The following is a 15,759-nucleotide window of genomic DNA, read 5'->3' as shown; positions in this document are numbered from 1 at the left end:
GGAGGGCGACCTGTGAAAGTATCCAAGTTTACCGTCAGACGAAGATTGTTCTGGCTGTTAATGGTGTTGTGTTTGCTGTTTGCGGCTCTGGCAGTACGTCTTGCCTACGTTCAAATCGGAAAAGGCGCCGAATTGTCTGCCAAAGCGGAGGATTCCTGGCGCCGAAACATTCCCTATTCGGCAAAACGGGGCGAAATCAGCGACCGTAACGGCAACGTGCTCGCTTATAATATTACGACGCCAACGGTGATGGCTATTCCGGTGCAGATCAAGAATCCGGAACAGACGGCCAAGAGTCTGGCGCCGCTCCTAGGGATGACCGAGGAATCAGTTCTGAAGTCGATTACCAAGAGACAATCCATAGTCAGGCTGCAACCCGGCGGACGCAAAATTACGATGGAAAAAGCGCAGCAAATTCGTGATTTGGCTCTTCCGGGTATTGTTGTCGCTGAAGATAATAAGCGCTACTACCCATTTGGCGGACTTGCCGCACATATTTTGGGCTTTACCGGCGGGTACAACCAGGGGTTGACCGGTGTGGAAAGTAAATACGACAGCTTGCTTAGCGGGATGAACGGCAGCGTATCTTATTTGTCGGACGCCGGCGGGCGGTTAATGCCGGGCTCCTCAGAGAAATATGTAGAGCCGAAGGACGGCTTGAATCTCAACTTGACGATCGACAAAACGATCCAGAGCATTATCGAACGCGAGCTGGATCAGGCCATGGACCGGCTGCAAGCCGATTCGGCGCTGACGATCGCGATGAATCCGAAGACGGGCGAAATCCTCGGCATGGCCGCCAGACCGGGGTACGAGCCGGGAACCTACCAGGAATACGATTCGGCGGTTTATAACCGGAATTTACCGATCTGGATGACCTACGAGCCGGGTTCCACGTTCAAGATCATTACACTGGCGGCGGCGCTGGAGGAGAAGAAGGTCGACCTACTGAATGACCGGTTCTTCGATCCCGGTTACGTCAAGGTCGGCGGGGCGACGCTCCGCTGCTGGAAGAAAGGCGGCCACGGCAGTCAAACGTTCCTTCAAGTTGTGGAGAACTCCTGCAACCCCGGTTTCGTAGCCTTAGGCCAACGGCTGGGTAAAGAAACGCTGTTCCAGTATATCAAAAACTTCGGGTTCGGCAGCAAAACAGGGATTGATCTGAATGGGGAAGAAAACGGGATTTTGTTTAAGCTGCCCCAAGTTGGCCCCGTCGAACTGGCGACAACCTCGTTCGGACAAGGCGTATCGGTCACGCCGATTCAGCAAATTACCGCGGTGTCCGCGGCGATTAACGGAGGCAAGCTGTTCAAGCCTTTCGTCGCCAAGTCGTGGACGAATCCGGATACGGGCGAGGTCGTTTCCGAGACAAAGCCGCAGCTGGTGCGGCAGGTGATTTCGGAGGAGACCTCCAAGCAGATCCGCACGGCGCTGGAAAGCGTCGTAGCCAACGGGACAGGCGGGAACGCGTTTATCGATGGTTACCGGGTCGGCGGGAAGACGGGGACGGCGCAAAAGGTCGTGAACGGACGTTATTCGCAAAATGAACATATCGTTTCGTTTATCGGCTTCGCCCCGGCAGACGATCCGCAAATCGTCGTTTATACCGCAGTCGATAACCCGCAGGGTATCCAGTTCGGCGGCGTGGTGGCAGCGCCGATCGTACGTAACATCATGGAAGACGCGCTGGAATATATGAAGGTTCCGCCGCGTCAGCAGCAGGTCACGAAGAAATACAAATATGGGGAGATCCCGATCGTTACGGTGCCTGACCTTATCGGCCACACGACGCAAGAGATCTACGAGGATATGAACATGAACTTTAATCTAGCTAGATCCGGCGCCGGCAACGTGGTCATTAACCAAGCGCCGAAAGCGGGATCTCGGGTGGAGAAGGGCTCTACCATCCGCATCTACATGGGCAGTGAAGCTGAAGCAGAACTACAACATGATCATAATCCGATCACAAGTGAATAATATTCCTGAACTGAGCAATTTTTGGTGATAATATAGAATAAGTGTGTAGAGCACGTAGTTGAAAGACGGAGGGGTATCCTATGCTGCTTAAGGAACTGGCAACTTATTTAATGGCTTCGCAGATCAGAGGGGATGGGGAAACGTCCTGCACAGGGATCGCCATCGATTCGCGCAAGGTAGAACCGGGAGATCTGTTTATCTGCCTTCCCGGCCACACCGTGGATGGTCATGATTATGCTCGGCAGGCTGCTGAGCAAGGCGCGACTGCACTTGTGGTGGAACGTTGGCTGGATAACGCCGGGCTGCCTCAGCTTAAGGTGAAGGACAGCCGACTGGCGATGGCTGTGCTTGGAGGCGTGTTTTTCGGTTCGCCGAGCTCGCGACTGAAGGTGATCGGCGTGACCGGCACGAACGGCAAGACGACCACGACCTATTTGATCGAGCGGATTTTGCAGGATCAGGGCCGGGAAACGGGCTTGATCGGCACGATCCAACGCCGGTTTGCCGGGCAAACCTATCCAATGTCGGGAACAACGCCGGAATCGCTTGAACTGCAAAATTATTTGCATGATATGGCCAAAGGCGGCGGAGAGTATTGCGTGATGGAGGTATCCTCCCATGCGCTGGACCAGGGCCGTGTCAAAGGCACTCGCTTCCGTACCGCCGTATTCACGAACTTGACCCAGGATCATCTGGACTATCATAAAACGATGGAGGACTACCGGGGGGCCAAGGCATTGTTCTTCTCCCGGCTTGGCAATACGTATGCGGAGAACCCGGAGGAGCGCAGCTATGCGGTGCTGAACGCCGACGACCCGGCAAGCGCCTTCTTTGCTAAACAGACGGCGGCAGAAGTGATTTTTTACGGAGTGGAACAGGAGGCGGATGTGCGAGCCTCAAACATCTCCATTACCGCCCGGGGGACGTCCTTCCATGTAGATTCGTTCTGCGGTAGCACGGATATCTCTTTGCGGATGGTTGGCAAATTTAATGTCTACAATGCGCTCGCAGCCATCTCTGCAGCTTTGCTGGAAGGCATTTCGCTGGAGCAGATCAAAGCTAGCCTCGAATCCGTCAAAGGCGTAGAGGGTCGGGTGGAGGCCGTCGACGAAGGTCAAGAATTCGCCGTGATCGTCGATTACGCACATACTCCGGACGGCTTGGAGAACGTGTTGCGCACGGTAAATGAATTCGCTAAAGGACGGGTCATTTGCGTGTTCGGCTGCGGCGGGGATCGGGATCGTACGAAACGACCGATTATGGGACGCATTGCCGCGAAATACGCGCAGCAGGTGATTGTCACCTCCGACAATCCGCGGACCGAAGATCCGGATGCGATTTTGCGTGATATCGAGCAGGGATTGCTAGACGACAGCGTAGATCAAGAGCGTTACGAGTTGATCGTCGACCGCCGCGAAGCCATCCAAAAGGCTATTGAAATGGCAAGCCGTGAGGATGTAGTATTGATTGCGGGGAAGGGACATGAAACCTACCAATTGATCGGATCCAAGGTGCTCGATTTTGATGATCGAATCGTAGCAAAAGAAGCGATAAGGGGTTTGGCAAAGTGATTAGAAGAAACTTAGCGGAAATTGCCGCGATGTGCGGCGGACAGATTCGAGAGGCGGGCGATGCCGGCATCCTGGTGCGAGGCGTGGTTACGGACTCCCGGCAAATAACGGAAGGCTGTTTGTTTGTACCGCTGGCGGGAGAACGGTTCGACGGCCATGATTTCGCCGCGGACTGCCTGCAGGCGGGAGCAGGCGCATGCCTATGGGCTCGATCGAAGGGAACGCCGCCGGGTCCGACCGTACTCGTGGACGATACGCTGATCGCGCTGCAGGCGCTGGCCAAATCGTACTTGACCGAAACCGGGGCCAAGGTGGTCGGCATTACCGGGAGCAATGGGAAGACGACAACCAAAGACCTGGTATACGCTCTCTTGTCTACAACCTATAAAGTGCATAAAACCAAAGGGAACTTTAACAACCATATCGGCCTTCCGTTGACGCTTCTGGCCATGCCGGAGGATACTGAAATCGTCGTGCTCGAAATGGGCATGAGCGGCCGTCATGAAATCGAGTTGCTCTCGAAACTGGGCGAACCCGAAACGGCGGTGATCACCAACATCGGTGAATCCCACCTGCAGCAGCTCGGCTCCCGGGAGGAGATCGCAAGGGCTAAGCTGGAGATCCTGGCGGGCATGAAGGCGGGAGGGCTATTCGTATACAATGGGGACGAACCTCTGATCCCTCAGGTGTTGGCCGAGCCGTCCACTGCGAAGCCGGAAGGGTTGCAAACAGCAACGTTTGGGCTTCAACCGGGAAATGACGCCTATCCAACCGGCATTCTCTTCACCGACAATCGAACATTGTTTACGCCGCATGGCAGCGAAGGGGAGCCGCCGTTTGAGCTGCCGCTCTTAGGTGAGCATAACGTCACCAACGCGCTCGCCGCCATTACCATTGCCCGTCACTACAAGGTGAGCGAGTCGGCGATCCGCGAAGGCTTCAGCAACGTGGAGCTCACCGGGATGCGCATCGAGGTCGTTGTCGGCCGCAGCGGCATTACAATCCTGAATGACGCCTATAACGCTAGTCCCACCTCCATGAAGGCGGCAATCGGCGTTTTGGATCATATGAAGGGGTACCGCAAGAAGGTAGCTGTGCTTGGCGATATGCTGGAGCTTGGCGCTTCTGAGTTGGAGTACCATCGTGGAATCGGAGAAATGTTGACGCCGGGCATGGCGGATCTGCTGTTCGCTTACGGCCCGCTCTCCCGCCAAATCGCCGAAGGAGCCAAGAAACAGATGGACCCGGACTGCATTTTTGCATATACTGATAAGTCTGAACTGATCCGTAAGCTGGTTTCACTGCTGCATCCGCAGGACGTCGTCTTGGTTAAGGCTTCCCGAGGCATGAAACTCGAAGAAGTCGTCGAAGCGATCAAAACTAGTGAGCTCACACCATAATACCAGCGAAAGGGGGGGATCCCATGGATTTTGGACTTATCTTGTTAACGATCGGCGTATCCTTTATTCTGGCGGTCATCTCGGCTCCGCTGGTGATTCCGCTGCTGAGACGGCTCAAATTCGGCCAGCAAATCCGCGGCGAAGGGCCGCAAAGTCACTTGAAAAAGGCCGGAACGCCAACGATGGGCGGCATGATCATTCTATTGGCGTTTACGCTGGCCTATCTGAAATTTTCGGTCGTGAATACCGACTTCTATGTGCTCTTGGTCGCTACACTTGGCTTTGGGCTAGTTGGGTTTCTCGATGATTACATCAAAATTGTGTTTAAACGGTCTTTGGGTCTCACGCCCAGACAGAAATTGATTGGACAATTGCTATTCTCCGGCATCATGTGCGTTTTGCTGATCTCGGAAGGTCACAGCACCGCGATCAGCGTTCCGGGAACGCAGTTTGCGTTGGATTGGGGGCCGTGGTTCTATTATCCGTTTATTGTCATTATGATGATGGCGGTGACCAACGCGGTTAATTTTACCGACGGGGTGGACGGCTTGCTGTCCGGCGTCAGCGCGATTGCATTGGGTGCGTTTGCGGTGATCGCCATGCAGGTGACCTCGCTTCCAGCTGCAGTTTGCGCGGCGGCCATGATCGGTGCCGTGTTGGGCTTCCTCGTATTTAACGCCCACCCGGCCAAGGTGTTCATGGGCGATACCGGTTCGCTGGGCATCGGCGGGGCGATCGGAGCGATTGCCATCGTTACCAAAACCGAGCTGCTGTTCCTGGTGATCGGCGGAATCTTCGTGATCGAAATGCTGTCCGTCGTCATTCAAGTGGTCTCATTTAAGACGCGCGGCAAACGGGTATTTAAAATGAGCCCGATCCACCATCACTTCGAGTTATCCGGATGGTCGGAATGGCGTGTCGTCGTTACGTTTTGGTCGGTTGGACTGGTGTTGGCGATCATTGGACTTTACTTGAACAAGGGGTTGTAAAAGATGAATCATCCAGAAGATTACCGGGGGCGTCAAGTCGTCGTTCTCGGTTTGGCGAGAAGTGGCGTTCAGGTCGCCAAAACCCTGCACAACTATGGCGCCCTCATTACGGTCAACGATAAAAAGGAAAGAGATCAGTGTCCCGAAGCATCCGAATTGGAGGCTTTGGGAATTTCTGTTGTATGCGGCGGTCACCCGGAGGGGTTGATCCATGAAGGGATTTCGCTGGTTGTCAAAAACCCTGGAATCCCATACACCGCTCCTCCTGTGGCCCGCGCGCTCGAGCTTGGCATCGAGGTAGTAACGGAGGTCGAGGTAGCCTATTTGCTTAGCCCGGCACCAATCCTCGGCATCACCGGTTCCAACGGGAAGACGACGACGACAACCTGGATCGGCAACATGCTGGAGGCTGCTGGGATGAGACCGATTGTCGCCGGAAATATCGGAACTCCACTGTGTGAGGCTGCGGAGGAGGCGGATGCAGGCAACTGGCTTGTCGCCGAGCTGAGCAGTTTTCAGTTGAAGGGCACGAGGGAGTTTCGACCTGAAGTAGCTTGCCTATTGAATGTCGCGGAAACGCATCTGGATTACCACGGAACGATGGATGATTACATCTCGTCCAAAGCCAAGCTGTTCGCGAACCAACGAAAAACCGACCGCGCCGTCATCAATTGGGACGACCCTGTGTGCCGGGAGCTTGTGCCATATATTCACGCGCAGCTGATTCCCTTCTCGATGACCGAGGAATTGAAATCGGAGGGCGTCTATGTCCAGCCGGCGTACATACCGGACGTAGAGGATGGGTTGGCCCGTCGCATCATGTATCGAGGAGCCGACGGCGAGGTGCGCAGTATCGTCGATATCGCCGATATCGCCTTGCCGGGGCGCTTTAACGTCGAGAACGCGCTGGCGGCCGTTGCGGCGTCGATTGCCGCAGGAGCTGCGCCCGAGGCGCTAGCTGAGCCGCTGCGGACCTTCCGCGGCGTGGAGCATCGCTTGGAGTACGTGGACGAGAAGCAGGGCGTCGCGTACTATAACAACTCCAAAGCGACCAATTCGAAGGCGACGGTCATGGCCCTGGGCGCGTTGCAAGCGCCGATCGTATTGATCGCCGGCGGTTTGGATCGGGGTTCCGATTATATGGAACTGCTGCCGGTTTTCAAAGAGAAGGTGAAAGCCGTCGTTACCCTCGGCCAGACGAAGGAAAAAATCGCTAGAGTTGCCGAGCTGGCGGGTCTAGCGAACATCGTGCTGGTCGATACTGTGGACAGCGCCGCGGAAACGCTGCGTACCGCGCTGAAGGAGGCGTCCGGCCTGGCGGAGCAGGGAGACGTGGTTCTACTCTCGCCGGCATGTGCCAGCTGGGATATGTTCCCTTCCTATGAAGAGCGTGGACGCATTTTTAAAGAGGCGGTGCATACCCTTTAAGTAGGGGGGTGGAAAAGCCCCTACTTTCTGTCAAGAGGTGGCATCCACGATGGGCAAGAGCCGTACTGCGCCGGACTTTTGGCTGGCGGCCAGCATTCTAGGACTGCTGGCGATCGGAATCGTGATGGTATACAGCGCGGGTTCGGTACTCGCTTTCCATGATTACGGCGATTCATTTTATTTTGTCAAAAGACAGCTGTTGTTTGCCGTGCTCGGATTAATCGCGATGGTTCTGATGATGAATCTGGACTACCGCTTGTTGCGGAAATACGCCAAAATCGGGCTGTTTCTCTGTTTTGCCCTGCTCGTCATCGTGCTGATTCCCGGTATCGGGGTCGTGCGCGGAGGGGCGCGCAGTTGGCTGGGGATCAGCTCGTTTGGCATCCAGCCGTCCGAGTTCATGAAGCTGGGGATGATTTTGTTTCTATCCTACTGGCTCAGCAAAGAAGATTACAAGATCACGCATTTTACCCGAGGATTGCTGCCGCCGCTTGGCATCATCGGACTCGCCTTCGGCTTGATCATGCTGCAGCCCGATTTGGGGACAGGCACGGTGATGCTGGGCGCGTCCCTGTTAATTGTGTTTACCGCAGGCGCGCGCATTCGGCATTTGGCCGGCTTGGCTGCGGTGGGCGGGTTAGGTTTCGTTGGCTTGATCCTGGCAGCGCCTTACCGGCTGAAACGCATCACCGCCTTCCTGGACCCGTGGTCGGATCCATTGGGCGCGGGTTATCAGATCATTCAGTCGCTGTACGCGATCGGACCGGGAGGGTTGGCCGGGTTGGGGCTCGGAATGAGCCGGCAAAAATACAGTTATGTGCCGGAGCCGCAAACGGATTTTATTTTCTCCATCCTAGCCGAGGAGTTGGGCTTTATTGGCGGACTCTTAGTCCTGTTGTTGTTTTTGATTTTGGTGTGGCGCGGCATGCGCGTGGCAATGACGATCGAGGATACCTTTGGCAGCTTGCTGGCTGTCGGTATTGTCGGGATGGTCGGCGTACAGGTCGTGATCAACATCGGCGTCGTTATCGGCCTCATGCCGGTCACCGGCATAACGTTGCCGCTGATCAGTTACGGGGGGTCGTCGCTTACGCTGATGCTGACCGCGCTAGGCATTTTACTTAATTTATCCCGTTACGCGAGGTGAGGATATGCGCGTCGTACTTAGCGGCGGCGGAACCGGGGGTCACATCTACCCGGCACTAGCCGTCGCCAGCCAATGCGCCGAGGAATTTCCCGGATCCGAGTTTTTGTACATTGGAGGCAAGCGCGGGTTGGAAAGCTCGCTGGTCCCCAAGCAGGGAATTCCGTTTGAAGCGATTGATATTACCGGCTTCCGTCGGAAGCTGTCGTTCGATAATGTGAGAACGATCATGCGTTTTCTCAAGGGAGTGCAGACGTCCAAAAAGCTACTTAGGGAGTTTAAGCCCGACGTAGTCATCGGAACAGGCGGTTATGTCTGTGGTCCGGTCGTTTATGCCGCGGCCAAGCTGGGTATCCCTAGCATCATCCATGAACAGAATGCCATCCCGGGTTTGACGAACCGGTTCTTGAGCAAATACGTGTCGACGGTTGCCGTCAGCTTCGAGGGATCGGGTTCCGCATTTCCTTCGGCCCGACATGTCGTATATACGGGGAATCCGCGAGCAACTACCGTTTACGCAGCGGATAAACGAAAGGGCTTCGAAACTCTTGGGCTACCGGAATCCAGCTTTGTCGTGCTGGTCGTCGGTGGCAGTCGCGGCGCCAAAGCGATCAATGAAGCGATGGTAGAGATGGCACCGTTGTTGAAGCAATCGGAGCATTTACAATTCGTTTATGTGACCGGGGACAGCTACTATACCTCGACGGTGGAAGCGATCAAGGCGAAGACCGGTGAATTGCCCGCCAATTTGCAAGTCCTTCCTTATGTCCACAACATGCCGGAGGTCCTGGCCTGCACTTCGTTGATCGTAAACCGCGCCGGGGCTTCTTTTTTGGCGGAAATTACGGCGCTGGGCATTCCAGCTATCCTGATTCCTTCGCCGAACGTCACAAACAACCACCAGGAGAAAAACGCCCGCACGCTGGAGAGCTCTGGCGCGGCGGAGGTGATTCTGGAGCCGGAACTGACGGGGGGCAGCTTGTATGCATCTATAGAGCGCGTGATGAACGATCTGCCACGGCATACCGCCATGTCAACCGCCTCTCGTGCGCTAGGCAAGCCGGATTCCGCCCATCTCGTTGTAGAGCAGATGCGGAGACTGTCGCAAAACCGTCAAAGCCGCAGCTAGCGGCGGACAGCCTGGTTCCCATGGTCTGGGCGATTGTCACACTCTCCGTGAGGGAGGCATAAGATACTCTATAAATCGTGACAACCAAGCGGGGAGGGCTATCCCCCTCCGCGGGACCCGGGCTCCGGCAGTCGTTGACTGCCGATTTGGAACAGCGGCACCCGGCGTTTGACGCCGAAGGAATCCGCCATACAAGTCAAGGAGGGTTATACGATGCAGCAGTGGATATCACATTTGACCAGGCTGGAAGCCTTAGAGGTCTTGCCGAATGAGCCAATGTCAAAGTACACAACATGGAAAATCGGCGGACCGGCGGATGCGATGGTCGTTCCGGAGAATTCTCAACAGCTTGCTGAGCTGATGCGTCTACTCTATGCGGAGGGAATTCCGTGGATGATCATCGGAAAAGGCTCCAATCTCCTTGTTTCTGACAAGGGAATCCGAGGCTGTGTCATTCGGTTGGGAGCAGGGCTGGAACAGATTGCTTTCACCGGCACGGAAGTCTGCGCTGGAGGCGGGGCGTCCGTCGTCAGACTCAGCATCATGGCGGGCAAAGAGGGGTTAACCGGGCTGGAATTTGCCGGAGGAATCCCGGGAACGGTCGGCGGCGCCGTCTACATGAATGCTGGTGCCCACGGGTCCGATGTGTCACGTATATTTAAATCCGCTGACATTGTTCTGGAGACAGGTGAATTGGTCACATACACAGCGGAGGATATGAAGTTTGCCTACCGGCATTCCGTCCTGCATGAACAGCGAGGGATCGTGGCACAGGCATGTTTTTCGCTTGCCGTGGGCGATCGGCTGGAAGTCGCGGCGGCTATGGCGGCCTATAAGGACCGTCGCCGTAAAACGCAGCCGCTGACGCAGCCTTGCGCAGGCAGCGTATTTCGCAATCCCCCCGGAGATCATGCCGCGAGGCTGGTCGAAGCGGCGGGACTCAAAGGGACGAAAGTCGGCGGGGCCGAAGTATCCACGCTGCACGCCAATTTCATCGTCAATACCGGGCAAGCGACAGCAGAGGACGTTCTTGCGCTCATGGAGCAAGTCAAGGCCACCGTCCAAGGCAAGTTCGGCGTGGCGCTGGTGCCGGAGGTCTTCTTCGTGGGTGAACGGTAAACTCGGAGGTGATACATTGGACAAATTGGTGATCGAAGGCGGGAAACCCCTATCAGGAACCATTCGTATCCATGGAGCGAAAAATGCCGCACTGCCGATTCTGGCCGCATCGCTGTTGGCGGAAGGCAAAGTACAACTTCGAAATGTCCCCCGCCTGCTCGATATTGATGTCATGTTAGGTATCCTCGGCCGATTGGGCTGCAGAGCCGTCCATTTGGGAGATACGGTGACCGTAGATACGTCAGGAGCGGACTCCAGCCATGTGCCGGAAGATTTGATGAAACAGATGCGCTCTTCCATTTTTTTGATGGGGCCGCTCCTCGCGCGTTTCGGGGAAGTGTGCATTTATCAACCGGGCGGCTGTGCGATCGGAGAACGGAAAATCGATCTGCATTTGAAGGGACTTGAAGCTTTAGGGGCGAAGATTGAGGAGTACGATCAGCAAATTTGGTGCAGAGCCGGAAAACTGATCGGTACGGATATCCATTTGGATTTTCCCAGCGTAGGTGCGACCGAGAACATCATGATGGCTGCTGCGCTGGCCGAAGGAACCACCATTATAACCAATGCGGCGCGGGAGCCGGAGATTCAAGATTTGCAGAACTTTTTGAATGCCATGGGCGCAAGCATTATCGGCGCCGGGACCGACACGATTACGGTCAAAGGGGTGGAACGACTTCTCCCTTGCGATTACGAGATTATCCCAGACCGTATCGTTGCAGGAACGGCATTGATTGCCGTCGCCGCAACCCGCGGCAGCGTGACCCTCACCCATAGCAACCCTTCGCATCTGGTATCCCTGCTGCATGTGCTGAAGCGGGCTGGTGTTCAAATCGGAGTGACGGATGATATAATAACGTTGAGCAGCGCGGGCCGCCCCAAAGCGGTTGAGCGGATCGTCACATCACCTTACCCTTCTTTTCCTACCGATCTACAGTCTCAGGTGATGGTGCTGTTATCTTTAGCAGATGGTTTGAGCGTCATGAAGGAGACCGTGTTCGAAGGCCGGTTCAAGCATGTCGACGAGCTTGTCCGCATGGGGGCCGATATTACGGTGGACTTGAATTCTGCGTTCATTCGCGGGGTTCCCCGGCTTTACGGCGCGACCGTGGAAGCGACCGATTTGCGAGCAGGTGCGGCGCTGGTCATCGCTGGTTTGGCAGCCCAAGGGCAAACGGTGGTTGAGCAAGTTCATCATATTGACCGCGGCTACGATCGGATTGAAACGATGTTTCAGCGTTTAGGTGGCGTAGTGCGCCGAGAGTCTCCTGCCATGCGGCAGTTGGATTTGGCCTAAGCTGAAAGGCTTTCTGATTTCGCGAACCTTCATTGGTGATAGCCCAAAACTTTTGTCCCCTCCCCTGGAGGGGATAATAGGCTTTGTAATACTTATTCAGAAAGTTGCGGAGAAATGACATGCCAAAAGCAAATGTACCCGTCCTAAAAGAACCCGCGCCTAAGAAGAAAAGCGGCCGGAAAATCAAAACGATTCTCATCTTGCTGTTCCTCGCCCTGCTGTGCGTCCTTTTCTTTCGTTCATCTCTTAGCAAAATTTCCGCAATTACGTTTGAAGGCAATACGTATACGACCGAAGCAGAACTCCTAGGCGTTACCGGCCTTCAGGTCGGTTCCCCGTTCTTTGCTGTCAGCGCGGATCATATCGCCCGCAAGCTGGAAGACGTTTCCTCGGTGAAGCAGGCGACAGTGGACAAGACGTTTCCCGGCAGCGTGAATATTCGTATCGAGGAATATCCAATCGCGGCCTATGCATTGACCGGAGAAGGTAAACTGCAGGGGTTACTCGCCAATGGGACGCGAATCGAACTCAAGGACGGATCGATGCCGGTGGACAAGCCAATCTTGACCGGTTGGAAGGCGGATGACGAAAGTCTGGTCAAACTTTGCCGAACGTTGTCGCAAATTCCGGACGAGCTGACCGCCGATATTTCCGAGATTGTCCCATCGCCTACGTTATCCTATCCGGACCGGATTAAGCTCTATACGAGGTCCAAATTTGAAATCATCTCGGCTACATCGCTTCTGGCTAAAAAAGCGGAATACATGAACGAGATTCTGCAAACCCAGGACCCCGGTAAGCTGACGATGCTCGATGCCGATTCCTATGTTCCCTACTCCACGGCGGAGAACGAGAACGATGGACAAAATGATACTACTCATGATTGAAAAACAATGTTAAAATACATTTTATGGGCTAGTTGACGTTCTCCCTCTTTTTTCTTCTAATTTTGCAGATATGGCCAGGATCCTATTCCGTAGGATCATCGAACTTCCGCCTATTGGATGTAAAACTTGGAAGTCAAAAAATTTGTAGAAAAAAGAGGGAAAGGTTAAATGGCGTTGAATTAAGTAGATAGTGAATCTAACACGGTAAGTATATTTGATGGGGAAATAGGAGGTGCCAGGGGCTTGAGCAACAATGACATCATTGTTAGTTTGGACATCGGTACATCCAAAGTTCGTGCTATTATTGGGGAAATTAGTAATGGAACCTTTAATATTATTGGGGTTGGATCTGCCGACTCGGAAGGAATACGAAAAGGCGCGATTGTAGATATTGACCAGACGGTGCAGTCGATTCGCAGCGCTGTGGATCATGCGGAACGGATGGTAGATATTCAGATATCGGAAGTGTATGTCGGCATTTCGGGAAATCACATCGGACTCCAAACGAGCCACGGGGTAGTAGCCGTACAAAACGAAGACCGAGAGATCGGTGAAGAGGACATTGAACGTGTCCTGAAGGCAGCCGAAGTTATTGCGCTGCCGCCGGAACGCGAAATCATCGATGTTGTAGCCAAACAGTATATCGTAGACGGGTTGGAAGGCATTTCGGATCCGCGCGGTATGATCGGCGTGCGACTGGAAGTTGAAGCGACGATTGTCACGGGATCCAAAACGGCGATTCATAACTTGCTTCGCTGTGTGGAGAAGGCCGGACTTAAAATTCGCGATCTGGTTTTGCTGTCGTTAGCATCGGGACAATTGGCGTTGTCAAAGGACGAAAAAACGATGGGATCCGTCTTGGTGGACATCGGTGCGGGTTCCACAACGATCGCTGTATTCGAAAGCGGCACGATCGTAGCGACATCCACGCTTCCGATTGGGGGAGAATTTATAACGAACGACATTGCTTACGGACTTCGGACGTTAACGGACCACGCGGAAAAAGCGAAGCTGAAATACGGCTGTGCTGCGATCGAGGACGCGGCGTCGGACGTGACCTTCAAGGTGACGCGGATCGGAAGCAATGTGGACAAGGAGTTTACGCAGGAGGATCTGGCCGCTATTGCGGAGCCACGTGTACAGGAGATTTTCCAACTGATTCGTCAGGAAGTGAAACGTCTTGGCTACAGCGAGCAGCCGGGGGGATATATCCTCATCGGCGGAACCGTATCTATGCCGGGACTGCTCAAGATTGCCCAGCAGGAGCTGGAAGCTTCCGTACGGATTGCCGTGCCCGATTTCATCGGCGTTCGCGATCCGGCTTTTACCGGCGGGGTAGGGATTTTGCATAAGGTCATCAAGAACATACGCGTCCGCAGCAGCGCAAGTCCCAAGAAGAACGCGAACCGGAGCAAGGCTCCGGGACCGCAGGAAACCGCTCGGAAGACGGGCTTGATGGAACGACTTAAGAACTTGTTTAGCGAATTTATATAGTGGTTTAGGAATGATGCACGGGCCATCCATGCATATTGAGGGGGAGATGGAAGAGTATGTTGGAATTTGATTTCGAAATGGAGAGCTTGGCACAGATCAAGGTAATCGGGGTTGGCGGCGGCGGTAGCAACGCCGTAAACCGGATGATCGAGAACGGTGTGCAGGGCGTGGAATTTATTACGGTCAACACGGACGCGCAAGCGCTGCATTTAGCCAAGTCTGAGCATAAATTGCAAATCGGGGACAAGCTTACCCGCGGTCTAGGCGCCGGTGCTAATCCGGATGTCGGTAAGAAAGCGGCGGAAGAATCCCGCGATTTGATCGCCAATACGTTAAAGGGCGCGGACATGGTGTTCGTAACCGCTGGCATGGGCGGCGGAACCGGGACCGGTGCTGCACCGGTCATCGCCGAGATCGCCAGAGAATGCGGCGCGCTGACGGTTGGCGTCGTAACCCGTCCGTTTACCTTTGAGGGCCGTAAGCGCTCTTCGCAAGCAGAACTCGGTATCGAAGCCTTGAAAGAGAAGGTCGATACCCTGATCGTGATTCCGAACGACCGTTTGCTTGAGATTGTGGATAAGAAAACGCCGATGCTGGAAGCGTTCCGCGAAGCGGACAACGTATTGCGTCAGGCGGTTCAAGGGATTTCCGACCTGATCGCTGTGCCGGGTCTGATCAACCTCGACTTTGCCGACGTGAAGACGATCATGACCGAACGCGGCTCCGCCTTGATGGGTATCGGTCTTGCGACCGGCGAGAACCGTGCAGCTGAAGCTGCGCGTAAAGCGATCATGAGTCCGCTGCTCGAGACTTCGATCGAAGGCGCGCGCGGTGTCATTATGAACATTACCGGCGGGGGCAACTTGTCACTGTACGAGGTAAATGAAGCCGCCGAGATCGTAATTTCCGCTTCCGATCCAGAAGTGAACATGATCTTTGGTGCGATCATTGACGAGAACATGAAGGAAGAGATCAAAGTGACGGTGATCGCCACGGGGTTCGAGAACAAGCCGTTGCCTAACCGCAAGCCGGCGGCATCCGCTCCTGGCGCGCCAGAACCGCAGGATTCCCGTCAAGCTTCCACGCTGAGACCTTTTGGCAACCAGCCTAGCGGCGACCAACTGGATATTCCGACGTTTCTCCGTAACCGTTCGCGGAACAATAACGAATAGGTTATCAATCTTTAGATGTCTTCCCCAAGACCTTGTCCCGAAGTTGGACAAGGTCTTTTTTCTACGCCTCGATTATGCGAATCTCTTCGGTTATGTCGACAAAAATAGTGGCATTCTACTTTCAATTTTAGACAGACTTTCTCGTTCGTTCT

The 15,759-nt window shown here is 54.6% G+C and carries 12 protein-coding genes; all 12 read left to right on the top strand.

Annotated features, from left to right (window positions below; all coding sequences use genetic code 11):
- The first annotated feature begins 12 nt into the window (after nt 1-12).
- The 12 genes from IM700_RS04155 (at nt 13) to ftsZ (ending at nt 15,607) form a co-directional block, all read left to right on the top strand.
- Entirely contained in the window at nt 13-1,977 is a 1,965-nt protein-coding gene (locus IM700_RS04155) for a stage V sporulation protein D (protein WP_193416357.1), read from the top strand.
- Between the two features lie 80 nt (nt 1,978-2,057).
- Nucleotides 2,058-3,548 (top strand): UDP-N-acetylmuramoyl-L-alanyl-D-glutamate--2,6-diaminopimelate ligase, encoded by a 1,491-nt coding sequence (locus IM700_RS04150; protein WP_193416356.1) that lies wholly within the window; start codon nt 2,058-2,060, stop codon nt 3,546-3,548.
- Nucleotides 3,548-4,948: a UDP-N-acetylmuramoyl-tripeptide--D-alanyl-D-alanine ligase gene (locus tag IM700_RS04145; protein WP_418888764.1), complete on the top strand. Its 1,401-nt coding sequence runs from the start codon at nt 3,548-3,550 to the stop codon at nt 4,946-4,948. Before IM700_RS04150 ends, IM700_RS04145 begins: the two co-directional genes overlap by 1 nt.
- Before the next feature lie 23 nt (nt 4,949-4,971).
- On the top strand, nt 4,972-5,937 hold the full coding sequence (gene mraY / locus IM700_RS04140) for a phospho-N-acetylmuramoyl-pentapeptide-transferase (RefSeq protein WP_155607754.1): 966 nt from the start codon (nt 4,972-4,974) through the stop codon (nt 5,935-5,937).
- A 3-nt stretch (nt 5,938-5,940) separates the two neighbouring features.
- Nucleotides 5,941-7,365: a UDP-N-acetylmuramoyl-L-alanine--D-glutamate ligase gene (murD, locus tag IM700_RS04135; RefSeq protein WP_193416354.1), complete on the top strand. Its 1,425-nt coding sequence runs from the start codon at nt 5,941-5,943 to the stop codon at nt 7,363-7,365.
- A 49-nt stretch (nt 7,366-7,414) separates the two neighbouring features.
- Complete coding sequence (gene spoVE, locus IM700_RS04130) at nt 7,415-8,512, top strand: stage V sporulation protein E (protein WP_193416353.1); 1,098 nt, start codon at nt 7,415-7,417, stop codon at nt 8,510-8,512.
- Between the two features lie 4 nt (nt 8,513-8,516).
- The gene (murG, locus tag IM700_RS04125; protein WP_193416352.1) at nt 8,517-9,638 is read left to right on the top strand and encodes an undecaprenyldiphospho-muramoylpentapeptide beta-N-acetylglucosaminyltransferase; all 1,122 of its coding nucleotides are present in this window, start codon (nt 8,517-8,519) and stop codon (nt 9,636-9,638) included.
- A gap of 213 nt (nt 9,639-9,851) precedes the next feature.
- Nucleotides 9,852-10,757, top strand: a complete 906-nt coding sequence (gene murB, locus IM700_RS04120; protein ID WP_193416351.1) for a UDP-N-acetylmuramate dehydrogenase — start codon at nt 9,852-9,854, stop codon at nt 10,755-10,757.
- Between the two features lie 16 nt (nt 10,758-10,773).
- Nucleotides 10,774-12,054: a UDP-N-acetylglucosamine 1-carboxyvinyltransferase gene (gene murA / locus IM700_RS04115; RefSeq protein ID WP_239483585.1), complete on the top strand. Its 1,281-nt coding sequence runs from the start codon at nt 10,774-10,776 to the stop codon at nt 12,052-12,054.
- A 119-nt stretch (nt 12,055-12,173) separates the two neighbouring features.
- Nucleotides 12,174-12,941, top strand: a complete 768-nt coding sequence (locus tag IM700_RS04110; protein WP_193416349.1) for a cell division protein FtsQ/DivIB — start codon at nt 12,174-12,176, stop codon at nt 12,939-12,941.
- Nucleotides 12,942-13,184: 243 nt separating this feature from the next.
- A complete protein-coding gene (ftsA, locus tag IM700_RS04105) occupies nt 13,185-14,435 on the top strand; it encodes a cell division protein FtsA (RefSeq protein ID WP_155607747.1) in 1,251 nt (416 codons plus the stop codon).
- Between the two features lie 56 nt (nt 14,436-14,491).
- Nucleotides 14,492-15,607 (top strand): cell division protein FtsZ, encoded by a 1,116-nt coding sequence (gene ftsZ, locus IM700_RS04100; RefSeq protein ID WP_155607746.1) that lies wholly within the window; start codon nt 14,492-14,494, stop codon nt 15,605-15,607.
- Nucleotides 15,608-15,759 lie beyond the last annotated feature (152 nt).

The organism is Paenibacillus rhizolycopersici (assembly GCF_014947195.2).
GTDB classification, from domain to species: Bacteria; Bacillota; Bacilli; order Paenibacillales; family Paenibacillaceae; genus Fontibacillus; species Fontibacillus rhizolycopersici.
Note: the sequence above shows the minus strand (reverse complement) of the source record. Positions and strands in the feature narration are given on the sequence as shown.

Excerpts from the sequence above, each read along its gene's own strand:
- IM700_RS04150 (WP_193416356.1), top strand. The coding sequence starts at position 2,058 with ATGCTGCTTAAGGAACTGGCAACTTATTTAATGGCTTCGCAGATCAGA.
- mraY (WP_155607754.1), top strand. The coding sequence starts at position 4,972 with ATGGATTTTGGACTTATCTTGTTAACGATCGGCGTATCCTTTATTCTG.
- murD (WP_193416354.1), top strand. The coding sequence starts at position 5,941 with ATGAATCATCCAGAAGATTACCGGGGGCGTCAAGTCGTCGTTCTCGGT.
- spoVE (WP_193416353.1), top strand. The coding sequence starts at position 7,415 with ATGGGCAAGAGCCGTACTGCGCCGGACTTTTGGCTGGCGGCCAGCATT.
- murG (WP_193416352.1), top strand. The coding sequence starts at position 8,517 with ATGCGCGTCGTACTTAGCGGCGGCGGAACCGGGGGTCACATCTACCCG.
- murB (WP_193416351.1), top strand. The coding sequence starts at position 9,852 with ATGCAGCAGTGGATATCACATTTGACCAGGCTGGAAGCCTTAGAGGTC.
- IM700_RS04110 (WP_193416349.1), top strand. The coding sequence starts at position 12,174 with ATGCCAAAAGCAAATGTACCCGTCCTAAAAGAACCCGCGCCTAAGAAG.
- ftsZ (WP_155607746.1), top strand. The coding sequence starts at position 14,492 with ATGTTGGAATTTGATTTCGAAATGGAGAGCTTGGCACAGATCAAGGTA.